15 protein-coding genes are annotated in these 19,878 nt (G+C 67.9%); 11 read left to right on the top strand and 4 right to left on the bottom strand.

Translation table 11 applies throughout. The features are described 5' to 3' along the window. The first annotated feature begins 283 nt into the window (after positions 1-283). From AC1DEL_RS23075 to AC1DEL_RS23105, 7 genes are all read left to right on the top strand, one after another. Complete coding sequence (locus AC1DEL_RS23075; RefSeq protein WP_477110344.1) at positions 284-865, top strand: hypothetical protein; 582 nt, start codon at positions 284-286, stop codon at positions 863-865. A gap of 11 nt (positions 866-876) precedes the next feature. Then, positions 877-2,472 (top strand): GMC family oxidoreductase, encoded by a 1,596-nt coding sequence (locus AC1DEL_RS23080; protein ID WP_441645449.1) that lies wholly within the window; start codon positions 877-879, stop codon positions 2,470-2,472. Between the two features lie 331 nt (positions 2,473-2,803). Continuing rightward, positions 2,804-3,745 carry a TetR/AcrR family transcriptional regulator gene (locus AC1DEL_RS23085; RefSeq protein ID WP_092291070.1) on the top strand — a complete coding sequence of 314 codons (942 nt, stop codon included), beginning with the start codon at positions 2,804-2,806 and terminating at the stop codon, positions 3,743-3,745. A 200-nt stretch (positions 3,746-3,945) separates the two neighbouring features. Next, positions 3,946-4,872: a DUF1571 domain-containing protein gene (locus AC1DEL_RS23090; protein ID WP_477126275.1), complete on the top strand. Its 927-nt coding sequence runs from the start codon at positions 3,946-3,948 to the stop codon at positions 4,870-4,872. Between the two features lie 227 nt (positions 4,873-5,099). Next, the gene (locus tag AC1DEL_RS23095; RefSeq protein ID WP_454757445.1) at positions 5,100-6,491 is read left to right on the top strand and encodes a DUF2957 domain-containing protein; all 1,392 of its coding nucleotides are present in this window, start codon (positions 5,100-5,102) and stop codon (positions 6,489-6,491) included. 41 nt (positions 6,492-6,532) lie between these two features. Then, positions 6,533-7,831, top strand: a complete 1,299-nt coding sequence (locus tag AC1DEL_RS23100) for a DUF2957 domain-containing protein (protein ID WP_441645452.1) — start codon at positions 6,533-6,535, stop codon at positions 7,829-7,831. 80 nt (positions 7,832-7,911) lie between these two features. After that, entirely contained in the window at positions 7,912-8,697 is a 786-nt protein-coding gene (locus AC1DEL_RS23105; protein ID WP_441591627.1) for an OmpW/AlkL family protein, read from the top strand. A gap of 69 nt (positions 8,698-8,766) precedes the next feature. On the opposite strand, the gene AC1DEL_RS23110 is transcribed toward AC1DEL_RS23105, so the two are convergent. The 3 genes from AC1DEL_RS23110 to AC1DEL_RS23120 are packed head-to-tail and all read right to left on the bottom strand — an operon-like array spanning position 8,767 to position 14,612. Then, complete coding sequence (locus AC1DEL_RS23110) at positions 8,767-10,245, bottom strand: efflux transporter outer membrane subunit (RefSeq protein WP_477126276.1); 1,479 nt, start codon at positions 10,243-10,245, stop codon at positions 8,767-8,769. A 1-nt stretch (position 10,246) separates the two neighbouring features. Next, on the bottom strand, positions 10,247-13,402 hold the full coding sequence (locus AC1DEL_RS23115) for an efflux RND transporter permease subunit (protein ID WP_454757444.1): 3,156 nt from the start codon (positions 13,400-13,402) through the stop codon (positions 10,247-10,249). Positions 13,403-13,445: 43 nt separating this feature from the next. After that, positions 13,446-14,612, bottom strand: coding sequence for an efflux RND transporter periplasmic adaptor subunit (locus AC1DEL_RS23120; RefSeq protein ID WP_092291056.1), 1,167 nt, complete (start codon positions 14,610-14,612; stop codon positions 13,446-13,448). Between the two features lie 499 nt (positions 14,613-15,111). Between AC1DEL_RS23120 and AC1DEL_RS23125 the strand changes: the two genes are divergently transcribed. Beyond that, on the top strand, positions 15,112-15,828 hold the full coding sequence (locus AC1DEL_RS23125) for a TetR family transcriptional regulator (protein ID WP_092291054.1): 717 nt from the start codon (positions 15,112-15,114) through the stop codon (positions 15,826-15,828). A gap of 12 nt (positions 15,829-15,840) precedes the next feature. On the opposite strand, the gene AC1DEL_RS23130 is transcribed toward AC1DEL_RS23125, so the two are convergent. Continuing rightward, a complete protein-coding gene (locus AC1DEL_RS23130; RefSeq protein ID WP_092292071.1) occupies positions 15,841-16,929 on the bottom strand; it encodes an ABC transporter substrate-binding protein in 1,089 nt (362 codons plus the stop codon). A 213-nt stretch (positions 16,930-17,142) separates the two neighbouring features. Here AC1DEL_RS23130 and AC1DEL_RS23135 point away from each other — a divergent pair, with 213 nt between their 5' ends. The 3 genes from AC1DEL_RS23135 to AC1DEL_RS23145 all read left to right on the top strand — a co-directional run. After that, positions 17,143-17,817 carry a response regulator gene (locus AC1DEL_RS23135; protein ID WP_092291052.1) on the top strand — a complete coding sequence of 225 codons (675 nt, stop codon included), beginning with the start codon at positions 17,143-17,145 and terminating at the stop codon, positions 17,815-17,817. Between the two features lies 1 nt (position 17,818). Further along, a complete protein-coding gene (locus AC1DEL_RS23140) occupies positions 17,819-19,294 on the top strand; it encodes a sensor histidine kinase (protein ID WP_441591561.1) in 1,476 nt (491 codons plus the stop codon). Between the two features lie 108 nt (positions 19,295-19,402). Next, positions 19,403-19,878 (top strand): contractile injection system protein, VgrG/Pvc8 family (locus tag AC1DEL_RS23145; RefSeq protein ID WP_477126277.1); only part of this gene is annotated, 476 nt, incomplete at its 3' end.

Here is a 19,878-nt window from a genome sequence, read left to right on the forward strand (position 1 = left end):
CTGGCGGCGGTTCGTTAGCGACACCGTTTATTGTGACATTGGTCGATGTCATCATAGGTAGCGCTTCCGGGGCCGGTCAATCCGATGGCTTGAAGGATTGCTCTATTTTTGGGGGATTTCCAGTGTCGTAGCCGTCACATAAAACGACGGCACGGCGATGGGCGCAGCAGTGGGTACGGTTGTCAGCCGCGCGTTTGAAACCGAAGTGGAAGTCGAAATTATTCTCGGGCGCTTAGGCAGAATCGCAACGCCGTCATCCCAAGAACAAAAACGGAGACACCGCATGCCCCGACCAGCTTCCCTCGCCCCACCCCAACGACCCGCGCGTCGCGCATTCCTGAAGGTTGGCGCCGGCTTCTCGGCGGCCATCGCCTGCTCGGCGCTGTTCCCGGCGCTGACCGGCTGCACGCCCGCCGATGCGCCGGAGGCCGGCATGGCGTTCCTGCGCCCGGCCGATGTGACCCTGTTTCGCGCCCTGCTGCCCGCCATCGCCAGCGATCTGGCCACGGTGGACGCCGCCACGCACGAGACGCGGCTGGCCGCCGCCGTAAAGAACATCGACGGGACCATCGCCGCGATGGATCAGAACGGGCGCGGGGAGCTACGCAAGCTGCTTGACCTGCTGGCCAGCACGCCGCTGCGCTGGGCCGTGGCGGGCGTTCGGTCGCCGTGGGAGCAGGCCACGCCCGATGCGGTGCGCGCCTTCCTCGCGCGCTGGCGCGCCAGCCGTTTCGAGACGCTCAACGCGGGCGGCGTGGTGCTGGTCAAGCTGGCCAGCGTCGCCTACTTCGTGCTGCCGGGCACCTGGGCTGCGAGCGGCTATCCCGGCCCGAATCCCGCGGTCTATCGCGCCCTCCACAGCTAAGGCTCCCGCTCATGGCCATCGACGATATTTACAGCGCCGGCATCGCGTCCGGCTGGAAGGTGCTGGACGCCGCCACATTCACCGCGCCGCGCACGCTCGACACTGACGTGGCCATCATCGGCACCGGTGCGGGCGGCGGCATGGCCGCCGAAATCCTCAGCGAAGCGGGCCTGCGGGTGCTGCTGCTCGAGGAAGGCGGGCTGCATACCTCGAACAGCTTCCGGGACATGGACGAGGCGCGCGCCTATCGCGATCTCTACCAGGAGGCGGCCGCCCGGGCGACGTCGGACGGTGCGATCGCCGTGCTGCAGGGACGCTCGGTGGGCGGCAGCACCACGGTCAACTGGTCGTCCAGCTTCCGCACGCCGTCCCGGACGCTGGCGCACTGGGCCAGCGAACACGCGGTGACGGGCCACAGCGAGGCCGAGATGGCGCCGTGGTTCGCGCGCATCGAGGCCCGGCTCGGCATGGCGCCATGGGCGATGGCACCGAATCCGAACAACGCGGTGCTCAAGCGGGGCTGCGACCAGCTCGGCTGGGAATCGCACGTGATTCCGCGCAATGTGAAGGGGTGCTGGAACTCGGGCTATTGCGGCTTCGGCTGCCCGGTCAACGCCAAGCAGTCGATGCTGGTGTCGACGATTCCCAACGCGCTCGCCCACGGCGCCACGCTGATCCACCGCGTGCGGGTACGCAAGCTCGACCATGACGGGAAGGCCGTGCACGGGCTGACCGGCGAGGCCCTCGGCTTCGACGGCTATACGCCGACCGGCGTGACGCTGACCGTGCGGGCACGCCATGTGGTGGTGGCGGGCGGGGCCATCAACTCGCCGGCGCTACTGCTGCGTTCGGGGGTGCCGGATCCGCACGATCTTGTCGGTCGTCGCACGTTTATTCATCCGGTGAATTTGAGTATTGCGGAAATGCCGGAGCTTATCGAACCGTACTATGGCGCGCCCCAATCCATCGCCTCGGACGAATTTCAGTGGCGCAATGGCGCCACCGGCCCGATGGGCTACAAGCTGGAGGTCCCGCCGATGTTCCCCGGCATCAGCGCTGGCGTGCTCAACAATTTTGGCGATGCGCTGCGCCGCGAGATGGCCGCGTTGCCGCACACCAACGCCATGCTGGCGCTGTTGCGCGACGGCTTCGTGCCGGATAGCCCCGGCGGCCGGGTGCGCGTGGCCGACGACGGCAGCCCGGTGCTGGACTACGCGCTGAGCGACTACGTCTGGGACGGCGTGCGCCGCGCCTGGCTGAGCATGGCCGAGGCCCAGTTCGCCGCTGGCGCCAAAAAGGTGCGTCCCGCCCATCTGGACGCCGCCTGGTACACCAGCTGGCCGCAGGCGCGCGACGCCATCCAGACCCTGCCCCTGAAGCCGTTCCGTGCCCTGCTGTTCACCGCCCACCTGATGGGCGGCTGCGCGATGAGCGACGACCCGGCGCGCGGCGTGGTCGATAGCCAGGGCCGGCATCACCATTTGTCCAATTTGTCTGTGTGCGACGGGTCAGTGTTTCCTACGAGCATCGGGGCGAATCCCCAGTTGTCAGTTTTCGCATTGACGGCGCAAAATGGTATGTCGCTAGCAGCTCGCATCACGGCGTGATGGGATCGGCGGCGGCCCGCTCGGGGGGGCGGTAGCGTTGGGTTGGGGATCGCGCAGCGGAGGCAAACCGCCGCCAGGCTTGGCATCACAAGGCATGGCGGAGGCCCGGCGACTGTGGCGACCCTACGGATTCGCGTAGGTTTTCTGCCTGGCGGATCGGTACTCGCGGTCTAGAGGAACTCTTCGAAAATTGCACTTGTGAAACAGTCGAGGCGGTGAAGTAGGCTTCGTACAACCGTTTCAAGCATCCGTACGCCGACAGAGCAACGGAGCCACAGTGGTAGTGGATATTTGCAGGGGTCCACAGCAGTAATTTTGCGAGAGACACCCCATGAAGACCGGCAAAAGCACGGCAGGCGATACCAAGGCGCGGATCCTGGATGCGACCGAGAAGCTGTTCATCGAAGTGGGCTACGAAGCGACCTCCCTGCGGCAAGTCACGTCGCGGGCGATCGTCAATCTCGCAGCCGTCAACTACCACTTCCGCAGCAAGGAAATGATGATGCAGGCGGTGCTCGGCCGCCGGCTGGATCCACTCAACACGCGGCGACTGGCGCTCCTCGATGCCTGCGAGGCCCGCTGGCCCGGCCACGCCATCCGCTGCGAACACGTGATGGGCGCGCTGTTCGTGCCCGCGCTGCAGATGGCACGCCAGCCCGAGATCGGCGGTCCGTCCTTCCTGCGCCTGCTCGGGCGGGTGTACTCGGACACCTCGCCATTCATCCAGTCCTACCTGATGGGGCACTACGCTCCGGTGTTCGGGCGCTTCTTCGAAGCCTTCGCCCGGGCGCTGCCGGACGTGCCACGCCAGGAACTCGGCTGGCGCCTGCATTTCGCGCTCAAGGCGCTGGCCGGCGTGCTGGCCGGCGACGAACTCGGCAACCTGATGCCGGCGTTCACGCAGGGCAAGAGCATGAGCGATGCGCACGTGCTGGCCCAGCTGACGTCGATGGTGGTGGCAGCCCTCAAGGCGCCCTCGCCCGAGACGCAGGAGCTGGGCGCGCTGCAGGACGTGTTCGACATCGGCGATGCTCAGCAGGCCGATGAGCAGGCACATATGGCGGCCCTGGCCGCCACCGTGGAGGACGAGGCCCACCAGGCCGCCGTTGCCACGGCCGCCGCCGTGAACCGTGCCCGACGCGGCACGCGCACGGTACGCAACGAAGGGGCCACGCGCGCGGCCACCGCCAGCCTGGCGGTACGCCGCGAGATGTGTCCCGCTTTCCCCAGCAATCCGCTCGACGACTGGATGCGCACCCGCTCCAGAAACTAGCCGTGCGCGGCGGTCTCCATCGGGACCGCCGCCCTGGCACCGAGCGCGCGACGACCCGCGTCGCGCCGGGATTGCCCTGATTCGAGATCGATTCTTTTCGCCACGCCACCGCGAGGCGTGACGCCCTGCGCGCCACGCACGGGCGCCCTGCTGCCCGCCATTTGCCCACGCCTTGCACAACAACAGACAAGAGACACGCGATGAAGCCATTACATCTGGTCGCCGCCATCGGCGCCGTCATCGGCCTGCTGGCCACGCAACACGTTGGCCTCCCACTGGCCCGCGCCCAGACCGCGCCGCCGGCCGCCCCAACCATGAGCGCCCCCGCCGCGGCACCGGGTACGCGCGCCGCCACGCCCTATGACGGCATCCCGGCCGCCCAGCAGTCGGCGCTGTTCTCGAAGCAGGTTGCCAGCGGCGAGCTGGCCGCGCTGCCCGATGCGCAGCTACTGGCCACCTTCGACGCCCTGCAGCCCGAGACCCTGCTGATGTGGGCGCGCGCCGAGATGAGCCGCTATCCCGAATACGAATACTGGATGACCCGCCAGGAGCGCCTCAATGGCCAGTGGCAGGACACCCCGGCGCGGATGATGATCCGCTACCGCCACCAGCCGCGCCAGCTCTACGCCAAGTGGCTGCCCAACGGCGTGCAGTCCGGGCAGGAAATTCTCTATGACGAGACCCGCCGCAAGGACGAGATGTACGGCCACCTGGGCGGCATCATGGGCTTCACGTCGATGTGGATCTCGCTCGATGGCACGCTCGCCAAGTCTCAGTCGAACCATACGGTCCGCGACTTGGGCTTCCAGTTCGTGCTGTCGATGCTCGAACGCGACGCGCGCTCGCTGCGCGCCTCCGGCCTCTCCGAGAAGTACAACCGGGCCGAGATCGTGCGCGAGCAAGGCGTGCGCATGGTGGCGCTGACCTGGGACCTCCCCGAGGGCGCGCCCAAGTACTACGCCAAGAAGGTGCAGCTGATGCTGGATCTCAAGCACCCGTGGCCGCGCGTGGAAACCGCGTGGGACGCGGACGGCAACATGGTCGAGAAGATCGTGTTCGAGCGCGCGGTGAAGAAGACCTTCGACGCCGCCACGTTCGACCCCGCCAACAGCGAATACAAGTTCTGACCGCCGCGCGAGTGCGTACGCCGGGCGTTTGAATGTGGACGCAGGGGCCTCCGCACACGGTTTGAACGCTGGGCCCCCGCGCTTGCACGGCAACGCTGACAGACCGGCCACCGGTGTTTGGAACGAGCGCTCTATTGACGCTCAAACGCGCCAGACGCGAGAGTCCGACCCACCGCGAGAGATCCGCAACAAGCGGACCGCCGGTCATAACAACATGGAGACAAGTCATGTCCGAGCTGCACCTTCGGCGCGCGCCACATCGCGCCCCTAACAGCGCCCTTAGCTTCGCCGCCACCCTGGCTGGGGTAAGCCTGACGCTCACGCTGGCCGCTTGCGGCGGCGGGGGCGATGACCCGGGCACCGCCGCGCCCGCCGCCGCCCAGCAGTGCGGCGCCACCAACAGCTGCCCCGCCACCGGCCCCACGCAGAACCAGCCCGTGGCCGCGCTGTGCCCGGACACGCTCGACTACAACACCACCTACACGGGCGGCTCCGGCGCTGGCGAACTCGTGAAGATGCAGTTCGACTCCACGCAGGGCACCTACCGCATCCAGATCCTCGAATCGGCCGTGCCGAAGGCCACCAACGACATCTACCCGACGCGCGGCGGCGTGACGCTGACCGGCACGATGGCGCATCCCACGCGCCCGCTGCCCACCCCGGCGCAGAACCAGTGCGCCTACGAGCTGAAGACGGCCACGGCCTCCGACGGCGTCTCGCAGGCGCTGATCGACCCGGCCAACCCGCCGATCATCTTCGTCGGCAACGGCGTGGCGGGCGGCGGCATTCCCGGGGCGACGATCGAGTACGCCGGCATCTTCGGCATCGGCGCGATCCCGAAGACCACCTTCCCGATGTACCCGGTGCTGGCCTTCGCCCAGACCGAGACCGACTTCGCCAAGGTGGCCGGCACCTACAACGTGCTCGGCTACCACCTCGTGCCGTCCGGTGGCGAGCTGTTCCCGGCCGGCTACTTCCTGCCTGCCACGGCGCAGACCGTGGAGACGCTCAATGCCGATGGCACCTGTCACGCATCGAGCGGCAACTGCGTGACCACGGGCCAGCCGTGGAAGCTGCGCGGGGGCACCGACGGCGCGTTCGACAGCGACAACGCCAATAGCACCCAGCCCTACCCGCATTTCTTCGACAAGGCCTTCCTGCAGGACCCCAACAGTCTCGCCAAGGGCGTGCTGGTGGTCGGCAAGCTCGACGGCGCGCAGGTGCCGCTGCTGATCCGCGTCGGCTATGCCCGCATCGACCTGGCGGCGAACATCCTCAGCGTGGATGACGAATCGGGCCTGGCGCTGCTCTCGCCCACCACCGCCACCACGCAGGCGGCGATGCAGGGCAGCTACATCGGCTCGGGCAGCGACTTCAAGTACCTGTCGTCGATCGTCCACGACAACCTCGTCGCGCTGATCGATCCGCAGGACTCGTCGCTCAAGCCGGTGGGCGGCTTCCAGATGGACTTCACGCAGGCCACCCAGCCCGGCGTAGTGGCCACCACCGACAACAGCGGCGTCACCGGCAAGCTGATCACCACCGGCCCGGTCTACGCGCACCTGTTCGGCCCCGCCGCGAGCCCCACGTTCCGCGTGAGCGCGCTGGCCAGCCGCTGATTCCGCACCCCACACCATAAGAAAGACCAAGGAGACGCCTCATGCCCCAACTGCCCTCCCCGCTTCCTGACTCGCTCCCCGTCCCCCGTCGCCAACCGTGGCTGGGCCGGCTCGCGCTGGTACTCGGCGCCACCGCCCTGCTCGCCGCCTGCGGTGGCGGCGGGGACAGCGGCGGTGGCACCGCCACGCCGGCCGCCGCGCCGGTGCGGCTGTGCCCGAGCGCCATCGACTATTCCACGCCCTACATCGGCGGCACGGGTTCGGGCGAACTGGTCAAGGTGCAGATCGATACCACCCAGCGCACCTGGGCTGTCACCTTCCTCGATTCATCGGTGCCGCGCACCACGGGCACCATCAAGCCGACCCGCTCCGACCCCACCGGCGGCAAGAACGTGATGACCGGCACGCTGGCCAAAGAGACCGGTCTGCCGACGGAGAAGCTCAACCAGTGCGCGTTCCAGCTGCTCGGCGCCAGCCTCGACCCGGCCCGGCCGGCGCGGCTGTTCATCGGGCAGGGCGTGATGGGCGGCACCATCCCGGGCGCGCGCATCCAGTTCAACGGCATCGCCGGCGCGGGCTCGGTGCCGGACACCACCTTCCCGTTCTTCCAGTTCATCGGCTTCGCGCAGACCGAGACCGACCTGACCAAGATTGCCGGAAGCTACAACGGCTCGGGCTTCCATGAGGTGCCATCGAAGAAGTTCCAGATGGTGGCGCAGGACTACCGCATGGCGCTGGCGGCCGATGGCTCGTTCACGGTGTGCGACAACAAGGCCGGTGGCACCTGCAAGCAGCGCGGCGACAAGTTCGTGCCGCAGGACAACGGCACCCTGCTCTCCACGCGCTACGAGGGCGAACTGCCGCCGACGCTGGGCGCCGTGCTGGGCCGCGCCTACCTGATCGTCGGCAAGCTGGCCGGGCACCTCGTGCCGATCATGATCCGGGTGGGCTTTGCCAACGACGACTTCACCCAGTTGCCGGTGGGCGCCGACGACGAGATCGGCATCGGCATGATGGCGCAGGCGGTCTCCGCGCCGCAGGGCACCTACAACGCCGAGTACGTGGGGGTGGACAGCAACTTCGAGTACCGCGTGACGGCACTGGTCGATGGCGACGCGGCCATGCTCGACCCGTTCCGCGCCTCGGACGCCACGCTGGCCACGGCGATGAAGCTCGACTTCTCGCAGACGGTGCCGGGCGTGGTCACCACCACCCGCAAGGACGTCGGCGCCAGCGGCCCCAAGGGCAAGTTCATGTTCACCGGCCCACGCGGCGTGTTCGGCTTCGTCGAGGACCGCAACGGCTCGCCCTACTTCACCGTCGGCGCGTTTGTCGAATAACGGACAGGAGACACAACATGACCCTGCACCGCCTGTTCGCCCGCCTCGCCACCATCGCCACGCTGGCCGCGTGCGCCGGCATGCCGACCGCCCACGCCCAGAAAGCCGGGGACAACGTCGTCTCGGCGGGCTGGTTCCATATCCAGACCCACGGCACGAGCCCGCCGCTGACCACCAGCGTGGTGGACGTGCCGATCAACTACCCGCTCGGCCTGCCCTCCACGTTCACGGCGCCGGGCAGCGGCCTGTCGACGTCGAATGCCGATACGCTGGGGCTGACCTTCAGCCACTTCGTCACGGACCATATCGCCGTGACGGCCGTGGGTGGCATTCCGCCCGAGTTCAAGCTGTACGGCCACGGCGAGCTGATCCCGCCGGGGCCCGCCGGCGCACTGGGGCGGCAGAGCCTGGGCGATCCATCGCTGAACCCGATCATCACGCGCGCCCGCCAGTGGAGCCCTGCCGCGATGGTCCAGTATCACTTCCTGGAGCCGGGCACGCGCTTCCGGCCGTTCCTGGGGGTGGGCGTGTCGTACAACTTCTTCACCGATATCCGCGTGAATCCGGCCTTCGCGGAGTCGGTCAACAACAACCTTGGCGCGGTGCTGGCGGCCGGCGCCGGTATCCCGGGGCCGACTTCGGTCCATGCCGATGCCTCGTCGTCGTGGGCGCCGGTGTTCAACGTCGGCGGCACCTACAACTTCAACGAGCACTGGGGCGTGACGGCGGCGGTGACCTACATCCCGCTGAAGAGCACCTCGACGATGACCATCAAGGCGTCTGACGGCACCACGCTGTCCACCTCGAAGACGAAGCTCGAACCGAATCCGATCATCTTCTTCCTGGCGGCGACGTACAAGTTCTGATCCGGCGCTCCCAAGCAAAAAGGGCGAAGCTCGCGCTTCGCCCTTTTTGCATCTGCGTTGCCGCAGTCCTTACTGTGCCGAGGTGCCCGTCGGCGGCGCGGTGGCCTGCGCCACTGCACCCGTCTCGGTCAGCCCGCCGCCCAGCGCGCGGTACAGGTCGATCGAGTTGACCAGACGCAACTGCCGCGCCTGGATCAGCGCCTGCTCGGCGGAGAACAGCTGGCGCTGCGCGTCGAGTTCGTCCAGATAGCTCGCCACGCCGCTGCGGAAGCGCAGCCGGGACAGCTCGTAGCGCGCCGATTCCGCGTCGCGCTGCTGCTGCTGGCCGGCCACCTGCTCTTCAAGCGTGCCGCGCGCCACGAGGGCGTCGGCCACTTCGCTGAAGGCCACCTGGATGGTCTTCTCGTAGTTGGCCACCTGGATGTTCTTGCGCACGTTCGCCAGGTCGAGGTTCGACAGATTGCGGCCGTAGTCGAAGATCGGCAGCACCAGCTGCGGCGAGAACGACCAGATGTTGGCGCCGGAGTCGAACAGGTTGGTGAACGAGGTGCTGATGTTGCCGGCGCTCGCGGTCATCGTGATGCGCGGGAAGAACGCCGCCCGCGCCGCGCCGATGTTGGCGTTAGCCGACAGCAGGGCCTGCTCGGCCTGGCGGATGTCCGGACGCTGCGTCAGCAGATCGGACGGCAAGCCTTCCGGGATGTCGCTGATGATGTGCTCGTCGGACAGCTGCATCGGTGCCGGCAGGTTGGCAATCTCGCCGATCGGCTTGCCCACCAGCACTTCCAGCGCGTTCTGCGCCTGCGCACGCTGGCGCGCCAGCTGCGCGGCGGCCACGCGGGCCTGCGCCACGAGCGACTCGTTGTCGCGCAGATCCAGGGCCGAGGTGGCCCCCGCATCGAAACGCCGCTTCGCCAGCTCGAACGTGCTCTGGCGCGCTTCCAGCGTGTTGCGGGCCAGGTCGTACTGCTCGGCCGCCGCGCGCTCGGCGAGATAGGCCTTGGCGACTTCGGACACCAGCGAGATGTAGGCGGCGCGATGGGCCTCCTCGGTGCTCAGGTACTGGGCCAGCGCGGCGTTCGACAGGCTGCGGACGCGCCCGAAGAAGTCCAGTTCCCACTGGGTCACCGACAGGCCCACCTGATAGATGTTGCCCGTGAACGATTGATCGACGCCCGAGGTTGCCCCGGAGAACCGGCCGCGCTGGAAGCTCGCGTTGCCGTTCAGGGTCGGCAGCAGGTCCGCGCGCTGGATCCGATACTGCGCGCGCGCTTCCTCGATACGCAAGGCCGCCGTGCGCAGGTCGCGGTTGTTCTCCAGCGCCGTGGCGATCAGCCCCTGCAGGCGCGGATCGGTGAAGAAGTCGCGCCAGCCGATGTCCGTGGCGCGGCGGGTCTCGCCGCTCTTCACCTCGGCCGATGCGTAGCCCTCCGGCGCCGCCGGAAAGCCAGCCGCCACCGGCGCGGCCGGACGGTCATAGTGCGGCGCCAGCGTGCAGCCCGTCAGCACGCCGGCCACCAGCAGCAGTGTGGTCAGTGTCTTGGTCATGTCAGTTTTTCTCCTGGGCTTCTTCCAGGCGCGCGCGTTCCCGCTCGTGCTGGCTCGCGCTGCCCTTGAAGCGGCCGCGCACCACCACGAAGAATACCGGCACCAGGAAAATCGCCAGCACCGTGGCCGTGATCATCCCGCCCATCACGCCCGTCCCGATGGCGCGCTGGCTGCCCGAGCCCGCGCCGGTGGCAATCGCCAGCGGCAGCACGCCCAGGATAAATGCGAACGACGTCATCAGGATCGGCCGGAAGCGCAGGTGCACCGCCTCGAGCGTCGCCTCGACCAGCCCCTTGCCCTGGGCCTGCAGGTCCTTGGCGAACTCCACGATCAGAATGGCGTTCTTCGCCGAGAGGCCGATCGTGGCGATCAGGCCCACCTTGAAGTACACGTCGTTGGGCATGCCGCGCAGCGTCACGCCGAGCAGCGCGCCGAGCACGCCCAGCGGCACCACCAGCAGCACCGCCACCGGGATCGACCAGCTCTCATACAGCGCGGCCAGGCACAGGAACACGATCACCAGCGACAGCGTGTAGAGAATCGGCTCCTGCGAACCGGCCAGGCGCTCTTCATACGACTGGCCCGACCACTCGAAGCCGAAGCCCGGCGGCAGCTTGGCGAAGTTCTCCTCCATCACGCGCATGGCCTCGCCCGTGGACTTGCCCGGCGCAGCCTGGCCAGCCAGCTTCACGGCCGGCATGCCGTTGTAGCGCTCCAGGCGCGGCGAGCCCATGATCCACTGCGACGTGGCGAACGCGGCAAACGCCACCATGTCGCCATTGGCATTGCGCACGCGCAGCTTGGTCAGGTCGTCCGGCAATTGCCGGTCCGCGCCCTCAGCCTGCACGATCACGCGGCGCACGCGGCCTTCATAGATGAAGTCATTCACGTACGAGGAACCGAAGGCGATGGTCAGCGTGGCGTTGATATCCGCCACCGTCACGCCCAGCGCCCGCGCCTTTTCGCGGTCGATGTCGATGCGCAGCTGCGGCGCGTCTTCCTGGCCCTCCGGGCGCACGCCCTGGAGCACCGGATTCTGCGCCGCCATGCCGAGCATCTGGTTACGCGCTTCCATCAGCTTGGCGTGGCCCTGCCCCGTGCGGTCCTGCAGGCGGAAGTCGAAGCCCGACGAATTGCCGAGTTCCGAGATCGCAGGCGGGTTCAGCGGGAAGATGATCGCATCCTTGATGAACGACAGCGCGCCGAATGCCCGGCCCACCAGCGCCTGGGCGGTCTGGTCCGCGCCGGGGCGCTCCTTCCAGTCCTTGAGCCGCACGAAGGCGATACCGCCGTTCTGGCCACGGCCGAAGAACGAGAAGCCCGCCACCGTGATCATCTGGTCGACGACCTTCGACTCCTTCTGCAGGTAGTAGTCCTCGATCTGCTTGAGCACGCCGATGGTGCGCTCCTGCGTGGCGCCCTGCGGGAGCTGCACGACCGTGATCATGTAGCCCTGGTCCTCATCGGGCAGGAACGACGACGGCAGGCGCTGGAACAGCAGCACCACGCCGGCGATGATCACCGCGTAGATGATCAGGTAGCGGCCCGAGCGCTTCAGGATGCGCGCGACCATGCCCTGGTAGCCGGTGGACGCCGTGGCGAACGTGCGGTTGAACCAGCCGAAGAAGCCCTTCTTCTCTTCGTGATGGCCGGCCTCGACCGGCTTGAGCAGCGTGGCGCACAGCGCCGGGGTCAGCGTCAGCGCCAGCACGGCCGAGAACGCCATCGAGGCGATCAGCGACAGCGAGAACTGGCGGTAGATGTTGCCGACCGAGCCCGAGAAGAAGGCCATCGGGATGAACACGGCGGTCAGCACCAGCGTGATGCCGACGATGGCGCCCGTGATCTGGCCCATGGCCTTGCGGGTGGCCTGGCGGGGCGAGAGCCCCTCCTCGCTCATGATCCGCTCGACGTTCTCGACGACCACGATGGCATCGTCCACCAGGATACCGATGGCCAGCACCATGCCGAACATCGTCAGCACGTTGATGGAGAAGCCGAAGGCCAGCATCGCCCCGAACGTGCCGAGCAGCGCCACCGGCACCACCAGCGTCGGGATCAGCGTGGCGCGGAAGTTCTGGAGGAACAGGTACATCACCAGGAACACCAGCACCACGGCTTCGAGCAGCGTCTTGACCACTTCCTCGATCGAGATCTTCACGAAGGCGGAGGTGTCGTACGGCACGCTGAACTCGTAGTCCGGCGGGAAGTAGCGTTGCAGCTCTTCCATCTTCGCGCGCACGGCGGTGGCCGTGGCCAGCGCGTTACCCGTGGGCGCGAGCTTGATGGCGATGGCCGACGCCGGCTTGCCGTTGATGCGGGCCAGCGTGGAGTAGTCCGCGCCGCCCAGTTCCACACGGCCTACGTCCTTGATGCGCACCGACGACCCATCCGGGTTCGTGCGCAGCAGGATGTTGGCGAACTGCTCGGGCGTGGTCAGCCGGCTTTCCGTGCTCACCGTGGCGTTCAGCTCCGTGCCCCGGGGCGACGGCGTGCCGCCCAGTTCGCCCACGGCGACCTGGATGTTCTGCTCGGAAACCGCCGCGGTCACGTCCAGCGGCGTCAGGTTGTAGCCGGTCAGCTTGGCCGGATCCAGCCAGACGCGCATGGCGTACTCGGTACCGAACAGGTCGGCCGAGCCCACGCCGGGCACGCGGCGGATGGAGTCCACCACCTGCGCGGAGACGAAGTTACCGAGCGCGATCGCATCCGTATTGCCGGACTTGGACGAGACCGTGATGAACATCATGTAGTTGTTGCCGGCCTTGTCCACCTTCACGCCCTGCTGGCGCACCTCCGCCGGCAAGCGCGCTTCCACGCGCTTGAGGCGGTTCTGCACCTCCACGGAGTTCAGGTCGACGTTCGAGCCCGGCGCGAACGCGATGTTGATCGACGCCAGCCCGGACGCCTCGCTTTGCGACTCGTAGTACAGCAGGTTCGGCGCGCCGTTGAGTTCCTGCTCGATCACGGACACCACCGAGTCCTCGATGGTCTTGGCGGACGCACCGGGATAAGTCGTGGTCACCGAAATGATCGGGGGGGCGATGTTGGGGTACTGGGCGATCGGTAGCTGCAGGATCGCCAGCACCCCGCCGAGCGCGATGATCAGCGCGAGCACCCACGCGAACACCGGCCGGTCGATAAAAAACTTGGCCATGAATCTGGCTCCCTATCTATTACTTATGGTGCGATGGCGCGGGTCAGCCTTGGGTGGCCGGGGTCGACGCGGTCTTCGGCGCCTGGAACGGCACGGCCTTGGCGGGCGCGCCCGGCTGCACCTTCTGCAGCCCTTCCACGATCACCTTCTCGCCGCCCTTCAGGCCTTCGGTGATGATCCAGCGGTCGTCGATCGCCTGCGGTGCCTTGACCGGCACCACGGCCACCTTGCCGTCGGCGCCCACCACCATCACGCTGGCGCCCTGCGCCGTGCGGATCAGCGCGCGCTGCGGCACGGTCAGGGCGTTCTCGTCCACGCCCTGCTCGATCTTCACGCGCACGAAGGTGCCCGAGAGCAGTTCGCGCTTGGCGTTCGGGAACTCCGCGCGCAGCGTGATCGAGCCGGTGGTCGGGTCCACGGTCATGTCCGTGAACAGCAGCTTCCCGGTCTGGCTGTACTCGCGGTCGCCCGCCTCGGGGAACAGGTGCACACGGGCACCGCCATTCACACCCTTGACCTGACCATTCTCGATGGCCCGGCGCAGGCGTGCCACTTCGGCGGCAGGTTGCGTGAACGTCACCCAGATCGGATCGACCTGCTCGACCACCGTCAGCTTGGTGGCTTCGCCCTTGCCGACCAGCGCGCCTTCGGTGACCAGCGCGCGGCCCACGCGACCGGAGATCGGCGCGGTGACCGTGGTGTAGCCCAGGTTGATCTGGGCCGTGGTCACGGCAGCCTTGGCGGCGGCGATGTCGGCATTGGCCTGGCCGGCAGCGGCCACGGCGTCATCGAACTCCTGCTTGCTGACCGCGTTGGCGGCCACCAGCGGCTTGTAGCGCTCGGCCTTCTGACGCGCGGAGACGGCGTTGGCCTCGGCCCGCTCCAGCTGCGCCCTGGCGGACGCCAGCTGGGCCTGGTACGGGGCCGGATCGATGCGGAACAGCACCTGGCCAGCCTTCACTTCGCCGCCTTCGGTGTAGTTGCGGGACAGCACGATGCCTTCCACGCGGGCGCGCACTTCGGCGGTCCGCACGCCTTCCAGGCGGCCCGGCAATTCATTGATGACGGCAACAGCGGACGGTGTGACGGTAACCACACCCACTTCGGCCGGCGGCATGGCGCCGCCCTGCGGGGCCTTCTGGCCGCAGGCGGACAACGCCAGGACCGCCACGGCGGCGGCAACGCAATGGATACGTTGGGACTTCCTCATCGATAACCCCATGATGATGTTTGAGATCTGCCGCACTGGCCGCATGTGACGGCCGGACGGGCGCGCCACTGCGTGGCGAGTGCGGAAAAGCGTAATGCGCACCGCAAGCCGGCCCCCTTGAGCGGGCGCATGGCTAGCGGCGTTGGTGCGTTAAAACGGGCAGGTTGGTGCCCGGCGCGTCGGCCGTGACGTCACTTTGCGTGCAGGGCGTCACTGGATCTTGGGCTGGCCGACGATCGAGCAAGCGCGTAGTATATATACATTCAAGCATGTATGTTAAGTCCGGCACGCAAACAGCGCCTTTTACAACACTTTGAAGCGCAGCCTTTTTGACGCAATCTTGACGATTTGCGTCAACAGTGAGCACGAATATTGCGGGCAGGTTAGGATGCGCCCCGCCGATGGCGGTGTCGCCATGAACAAATGAGAGGTTGTCGTCACAATCGTGTGGCACAACGGAGACCTGGGCGGATAAGCGTCCGCTGGCAGGAAAGAGGAAATGGTCAGACGTACCAAGGAAGAAGCGCAGGAAACCCGCAACCGGATCCTGGATGCCGCCGAGGCGGTGTTCCACGCCCGTGGCGTGGCGCGCCCGTCACTTGCAGATATTGCCGAAGCGGCCGGCGTCACGCGCGGCGCCATCTACTGGCACTTCAAGAACAAGAGCGATGTCTTCGCGGCCATGTGCGACCGCGTGAACCTGCCGGTGGAGGCGCTGATCGCCCCCGAGCGGCGTGCGCTGCGCGAGGATCCGCTGAACAGCATCCGCGACATCTGCGCCTTCGTATTCAAGCAGACCGTGGTGAACCCGCAGTGGCGCCGCGTCTTCGAGATCATCTTCCACAAGTGCGAGATGGTGCAGGACAACGGCGCGATCTTCGAACGCCAGCGCCAGTCGCACAAGGAAGGGCTGGTCAAGATGCACGAGCACCTGCGCATGGCCGTGGAATGCGGCCAGCTACCGGAGGATCTCGACATCCCGCTGGCCGTCAACGCCTTCCACGCGGCCATTGGCGGCGTGCTGGCGCACTGGCTGTTCTCGCCCGAGGATTTCGAACTCAATCACGAAGCCGAGCGGCTGGCCGACGCCATGATCGACATGCTGCGCTTCTCCACCGCGCTCCGGAAAGGCTACGTGCCGCGCCCGATGGGGCCGATCGACGCCGAAATGGCCACGTTCTGCGGGTCGTCCACGCCACAGGCCCTGGCCGAATAAGCCTCCCCAGCCCTATCCCCGCAGCGCCTCGCGCCAGCGCGCCAGGAACGCCCGCTTGCGCAGGGCGTCCTGCGCGGCCAGCAGGCCGGGGCCCACGCTGATCGGCTTGAGCGCATAGCCGAGCCGCTCCGCCAGCGTCTGGGCCGTGTAGGCGCTGTCAGTATCGGTGCGAATCGTATAGAGCTGGGAAGTCGACTTGCCGAGCTGCGCCTGCCCCTCGCGCGAGAGCACGAAGTCCAGCCACAGCCGCGCCGCATTGGGCCGGGGCGCCTGCCGGGCGATAAACGCCACGCGCGACATCACCAGCGTGTAGTCGCGCGGCGCGATCACGCCGATGCTGGCGCCGCGCTCCATCAGCGACAGCGCGTACGACCCCAGCAGGTTGTAGCCGAGCACCAGCTCGCCGCTGGCGATGCCTTCGATCATGTCCGCCGTCGAGGCCGACAGCTTCACGCCCGCGCGACCCAGCGCCTGCGCCAGATACCAGAACTCGCTGCCCATGCGCGCGTCCTGCTGCGCAAGCAGGTAGCCCACCCCCGAACGCTCCACGTCATAGGTCACGATGCGCCCGCGCCACTGCGGCCCGCGCTCCTGCAGCAGCCGCGCCAGCCCGCTGCGGCTCCCGGGCACATGCGCGCCATCGAAATACTTGCGGTTGTAGACGATCACGGCCGGCTCGAAGGTCGTGCCCCAGGCCTCGTCACGCCACACCGCCCAGCTCGGCAGGCCGGCGCGCTCGGGCGAGTTGTAGCGCTGGGCATAGCCGTCGTTGACAAGCTTGATCTGGAGGTCCATCGCCGTGCTCCACAGCACATCGGCGAACGCCGCGTCGCGCGGCGCGCGCGTGGCGCCCAGCGCGGCGCTCTCGGCCAGGAATCGATCGTTCAGCTCCACCGTGTTCAGGTCCGCGTAGCGCACGCGCACGCCGGGGTAGCGCGCTTCGAAGGCGGCGATCAGCGGCTGGACCACCGCGAGATCCGTCGACGCGTAGACCGCCACGGCGCCCTCACGCTGGGCCCGTTCGATGATGCCGGCGTACTCGGGCGGATAGCCGTCCGGCACGCGCGGTGCGGCCTGGGCCAGTGCGGGCAGGGCGGCCATCGCGGCACCCGCGCGCAGCAGGTGCCGGCGCACCGGCGATGCGGGCGCGGAGGACGGCGTCGGCAGGGGCGATGTCAGGACGCGATTCGGCAAGGCGGAACGGAGGGCGATGAGGGACAGGCCGCCGACACCGGCGGGCAGGGCGGAGGTATTATAGGCGCCCTCGGGACGCGCCCGCGCCCTCGATTCCCGATCCGGCAGAGGAGGTCCGGCATGCGTATCCTGCTGGTAGAAGATGAGGTGGAACTGGCCCGCTGGGTGGCCCGCGCGCTGGAGCAGGGCGGCTTCGTCATCGAGCACGTGGCGGACGGCCTGCAGGCCGAAGCCCGGCTGATGGCCGAGGAATACGACGCCGTGGTGCTCGACCTGCGCCTGCCCGGCAAGGACGGCCTGGCCGTGCTCAAGGCCATGCGTGGCCGCGACGACCGCACGCCGGTGCTGATCCTGACCGCCCAGGACACCCTCGACGAACGTGTGCGCGGCCTGAACCTCGGCGCCGACGACTACCTGCCCAAGCCCTTCGCCATCGCCGAACTCGAGGCGCGCATCCTCGCCCTGATCCGCCGCAGCCGTGGCCGCGCTCATCCCCGCCTGCAATGCGGCACGCTGGTATTCGATGGCGAGACGCGCAGCTTCACCCTCGGCGGCGCCCCGCTGGCGCTCACGCCACGCGAATCCACGCTGCTCGGCGCGCTGCTGGCCCGCAGCGGCCAGCCGCTGACCAAGGCGCAACTGCTCGACAAAGTCTTCTCGCTCGATGCCGACGTGAGTCCGGACGCCATCGAGGTGCTGGTCTACCGCCTGCGCAAGAAGCTGACCGGCCATGGCGTGACCATCGTCACGCTGCGCGGCTTCGGCTACCTGCTGGAACCCGAGGCCGAGGCCTGACATGAGGCGCCGCCGCCCGCGCACGCCAACGCCGGCGCGGCCCTGGCTGCGCGGCAGCCTGCGCCGCCAGCTACTGATCCTGCTCGTGCCGGCGCTGGCGCTGATGATGGCGGTGGACAGCTGGTTCACCTACGGCACGCTGCGCCACGCCGCCAACACCGCCTACGACCGCTCGCTCTACGGCTCCGTGCGCACCATCGACAACGCCATCGGCATGGCCGGCGAGAGCGTGCAGCTGACGCTGCCGGATGCCGCGATGGAGATGTTCGAGACCGCCGCGCAGACCCACGTGTTCTACCGGGTGTCGATGGAGCGGGCAGGGCGCGTGGAGACGGTGACCGGCTATGACGACCTGCCGCTGCCGGCGGGCACCCTCGTCAACAATCAGACCCGCTTCTACGACGCCACCTATCGCGGCGAGCCGGTGCGCATTGCGGCGATGGCCCGGCCGGTCTACCGGCCCGACGCGCGCATCCGCGTGATCATCCAGGTGGCCGAGACCGCCGAACCCCGCTCGGCGCTGATCGCCAATGTCTGGCGCAGCGCGCTGCTGCGCGACCTGGCGCTGATCGTGCTGTCGGCCCTGATCCTGGTGGGCGGCGTGACCTATGTGCTGCGTCCGCTGCAGCGCGTGCGCGACGATGTGCGCGCGCGCTCGCCCGAGGACCTGACGCCGCTCGAATTCGACCGCGTGCCGGTGGAAGTGCGTCCGCTGGTGGACGCGGTGAACCTGCACGTCTCGCGCTCCGAGACCATGGCGCAGTCGCAGGCCCAGTTCATCGCCGATGCCGCGCACCAGCTGCGCACGCCGCTGGCCATCCTCAAGACGCAGGCCGAGTTCGCCCAGCGGCAGCTGGCGGCCCGCCACAGCGAGGCCGGGCGCGAGGCGGCTGGCGAAGCGGTGGGCGGCATCGTCACGCAACTGGAGCAGGCCGCGCGGCTGACCAACCAGCTACTGGCGCTGGCGCGTGCTCGGCAGCCAGTGCGCGAGGGCGGCGGGCCGGCCGAATTCGTGGCCGAGATCGACGCGGTGACCGTGGCAGAACAGGTGGCACTCGACTACCTGCCGCTGGCGCGCGGCAAGCAGCAGGACTTCGGCTGGGAACGGCCGACGGACCTGACGCTGCCGGTGCGCGCCGACGCCGCGCTGCTGCGCGAGGCACTGGCCAACCTGGTGCACAACGCGATCCAATACTCGGGGCGCGGCAGCCGCATCACGCTCTCCGCCGCGCGCGTGGGCGGCGATGCACTGCTGGTGGTGGAAGACGACGGCCCCGGCATCCCCGAAGCCGAGCGCGAGAAGGTGTTCGCGCGCTTCTATCGACGGGTGGAAAACACCGAACCGGGATCCGGCCTGGGCCTCGCCATCTCGCGGGAAATGGCCGCACGCTTCGGCGGCACCGTGGTGCTGCGCGAAGGCGTACAGGGCAGGGGGGTGCGAGCGGAGTTGAGATTGCCGATGGCTGGCGACGCGTAGACGCGACAGCGATTTTTCGAACTAGTACGATTGTAGTGCCCACTTCGACGCTTCTAGCATGGCCCCTACGCAGCTTTTCCGGACTGCGCGGGCAACGGAGCGAGAATCATGGCGCGGCAGTCGTATTTCCTGAAAGTCCCCGGTGCGACAAGCGCCGCAGGGTTGTCGGTGGTGTCATTCGAGGCGGTGGAGCGGCTGGGCGAGCCCTACGAGGCCATCGTCCAACTGACACACCCTCTTGAACTGGACCGCGCCGATTATCTCGGCAAGCCGGCCACATTCCTGATCGACCCCGGCGATGACTCCGAGCCGCGCACCTTTGCCGGCTGCATCACCCGCTTCTCCAAGACGGCGCAAACACCGGACTTCCATGCGTATGAGATGGTCGTGGAACCGCTGGTCGCCCGCCTGAGGCTGACGCGCTCCACCCGCATCTACCAGCACCAGACCGCGCCAGAGATTATCGAGGCGATTCTGCGGCGGCATGAACTGGTCGGGCATCAGTTTTCCTTCAGGCTTCGACGCCAATATCCCCAGCACGCGTTCCGCTTCCAGTATCAGATGTCCGATTGGGAAACCATCCG

The organism is Cupriavidus sp. 10L43_2 (assembly GCF_056395265.1).

Bases quoted from the DNA above. Each gene is read 5' to 3' on its own strand.
- AC1DEL_RS23075 (WP_477110344.1), top strand. From the start codon at position 284: ATGCCCCGACCAGCTTCCCTCGCCCCACCCCAACGACCCGCGCGTCGC.
- AC1DEL_RS23080 (WP_441645449.1), top strand. From the start codon at position 877: ATGGCCATCGACGATATTTACAGCGCCGGCATCGCGTCCGGCTGGAAG.
- AC1DEL_RS23085 (WP_092291070.1), top strand. From the start codon at position 2,804: ATGAAGACCGGCAAAAGCACGGCAGGCGATACCAAGGCGCGGATCCTG.
- AC1DEL_RS23090 (WP_477126275.1), top strand. From the start codon at position 3,946: ATGAAGCCATTACATCTGGTCGCCGCCATCGGCGCCGTCATCGGCCTG.
- AC1DEL_RS23095 (WP_454757445.1), top strand. From the start codon at position 5,100: ATGTCCGAGCTGCACCTTCGGCGCGCGCCACATCGCGCCCCTAACAGC.
- AC1DEL_RS23100 (WP_441645452.1), top strand. From the start codon at position 6,533: ATGCCCCAACTGCCCTCCCCGCTTCCTGACTCGCTCCCCGTCCCCCGT.
- AC1DEL_RS23105 (WP_441591627.1), top strand. From the start codon at position 7,912: ATGCCGACCGCCCACGCCCAGAAAGCCGGGGACAACGTCGTCTCGGCG.
- AC1DEL_RS23110 (WP_477126276.1), bottom strand. From the start codon at position 10,245: ATGACCAAGACACTGACCACACTGCTGCTGGTGGCCGGCGTGCTGACG.
- AC1DEL_RS23115 (WP_454757444.1), bottom strand. From the start codon at position 13,402: ATGGCCAAGTTTTTTATCGACCGGCCGGTGTTCGCGTGGGTGCTCGCG.
- AC1DEL_RS23120 (WP_092291056.1), bottom strand. From the start codon at position 14,612: ATGAGGAAGTCCCAACGTATCCATTGCGTTGCCGCCGCCGTGGCGGTC.
- AC1DEL_RS23125 (WP_092291054.1), top strand. From the start codon at position 15,112: ATGGTCAGACGTACCAAGGAAGAAGCGCAGGAAACCCGCAACCGGATC.
- AC1DEL_RS23130 (WP_092292071.1), bottom strand. From the start codon at position 16,929: ATGGCCGCCCTGCCCGCACTGGCCCAGGCCGCACCGCGCGTGCCGGAC.
- AC1DEL_RS23135 (WP_092291052.1), top strand. From the start codon at position 17,143: ATGCGTATCCTGCTGGTAGAAGATGAGGTGGAACTGGCCCGCTGGGTG.
- AC1DEL_RS23140 (WP_441591561.1), top strand. From the start codon at position 17,819: ATGAGGCGCCGCCGCCCGCGCACGCCAACGCCGGCGCGGCCCTGGCTG.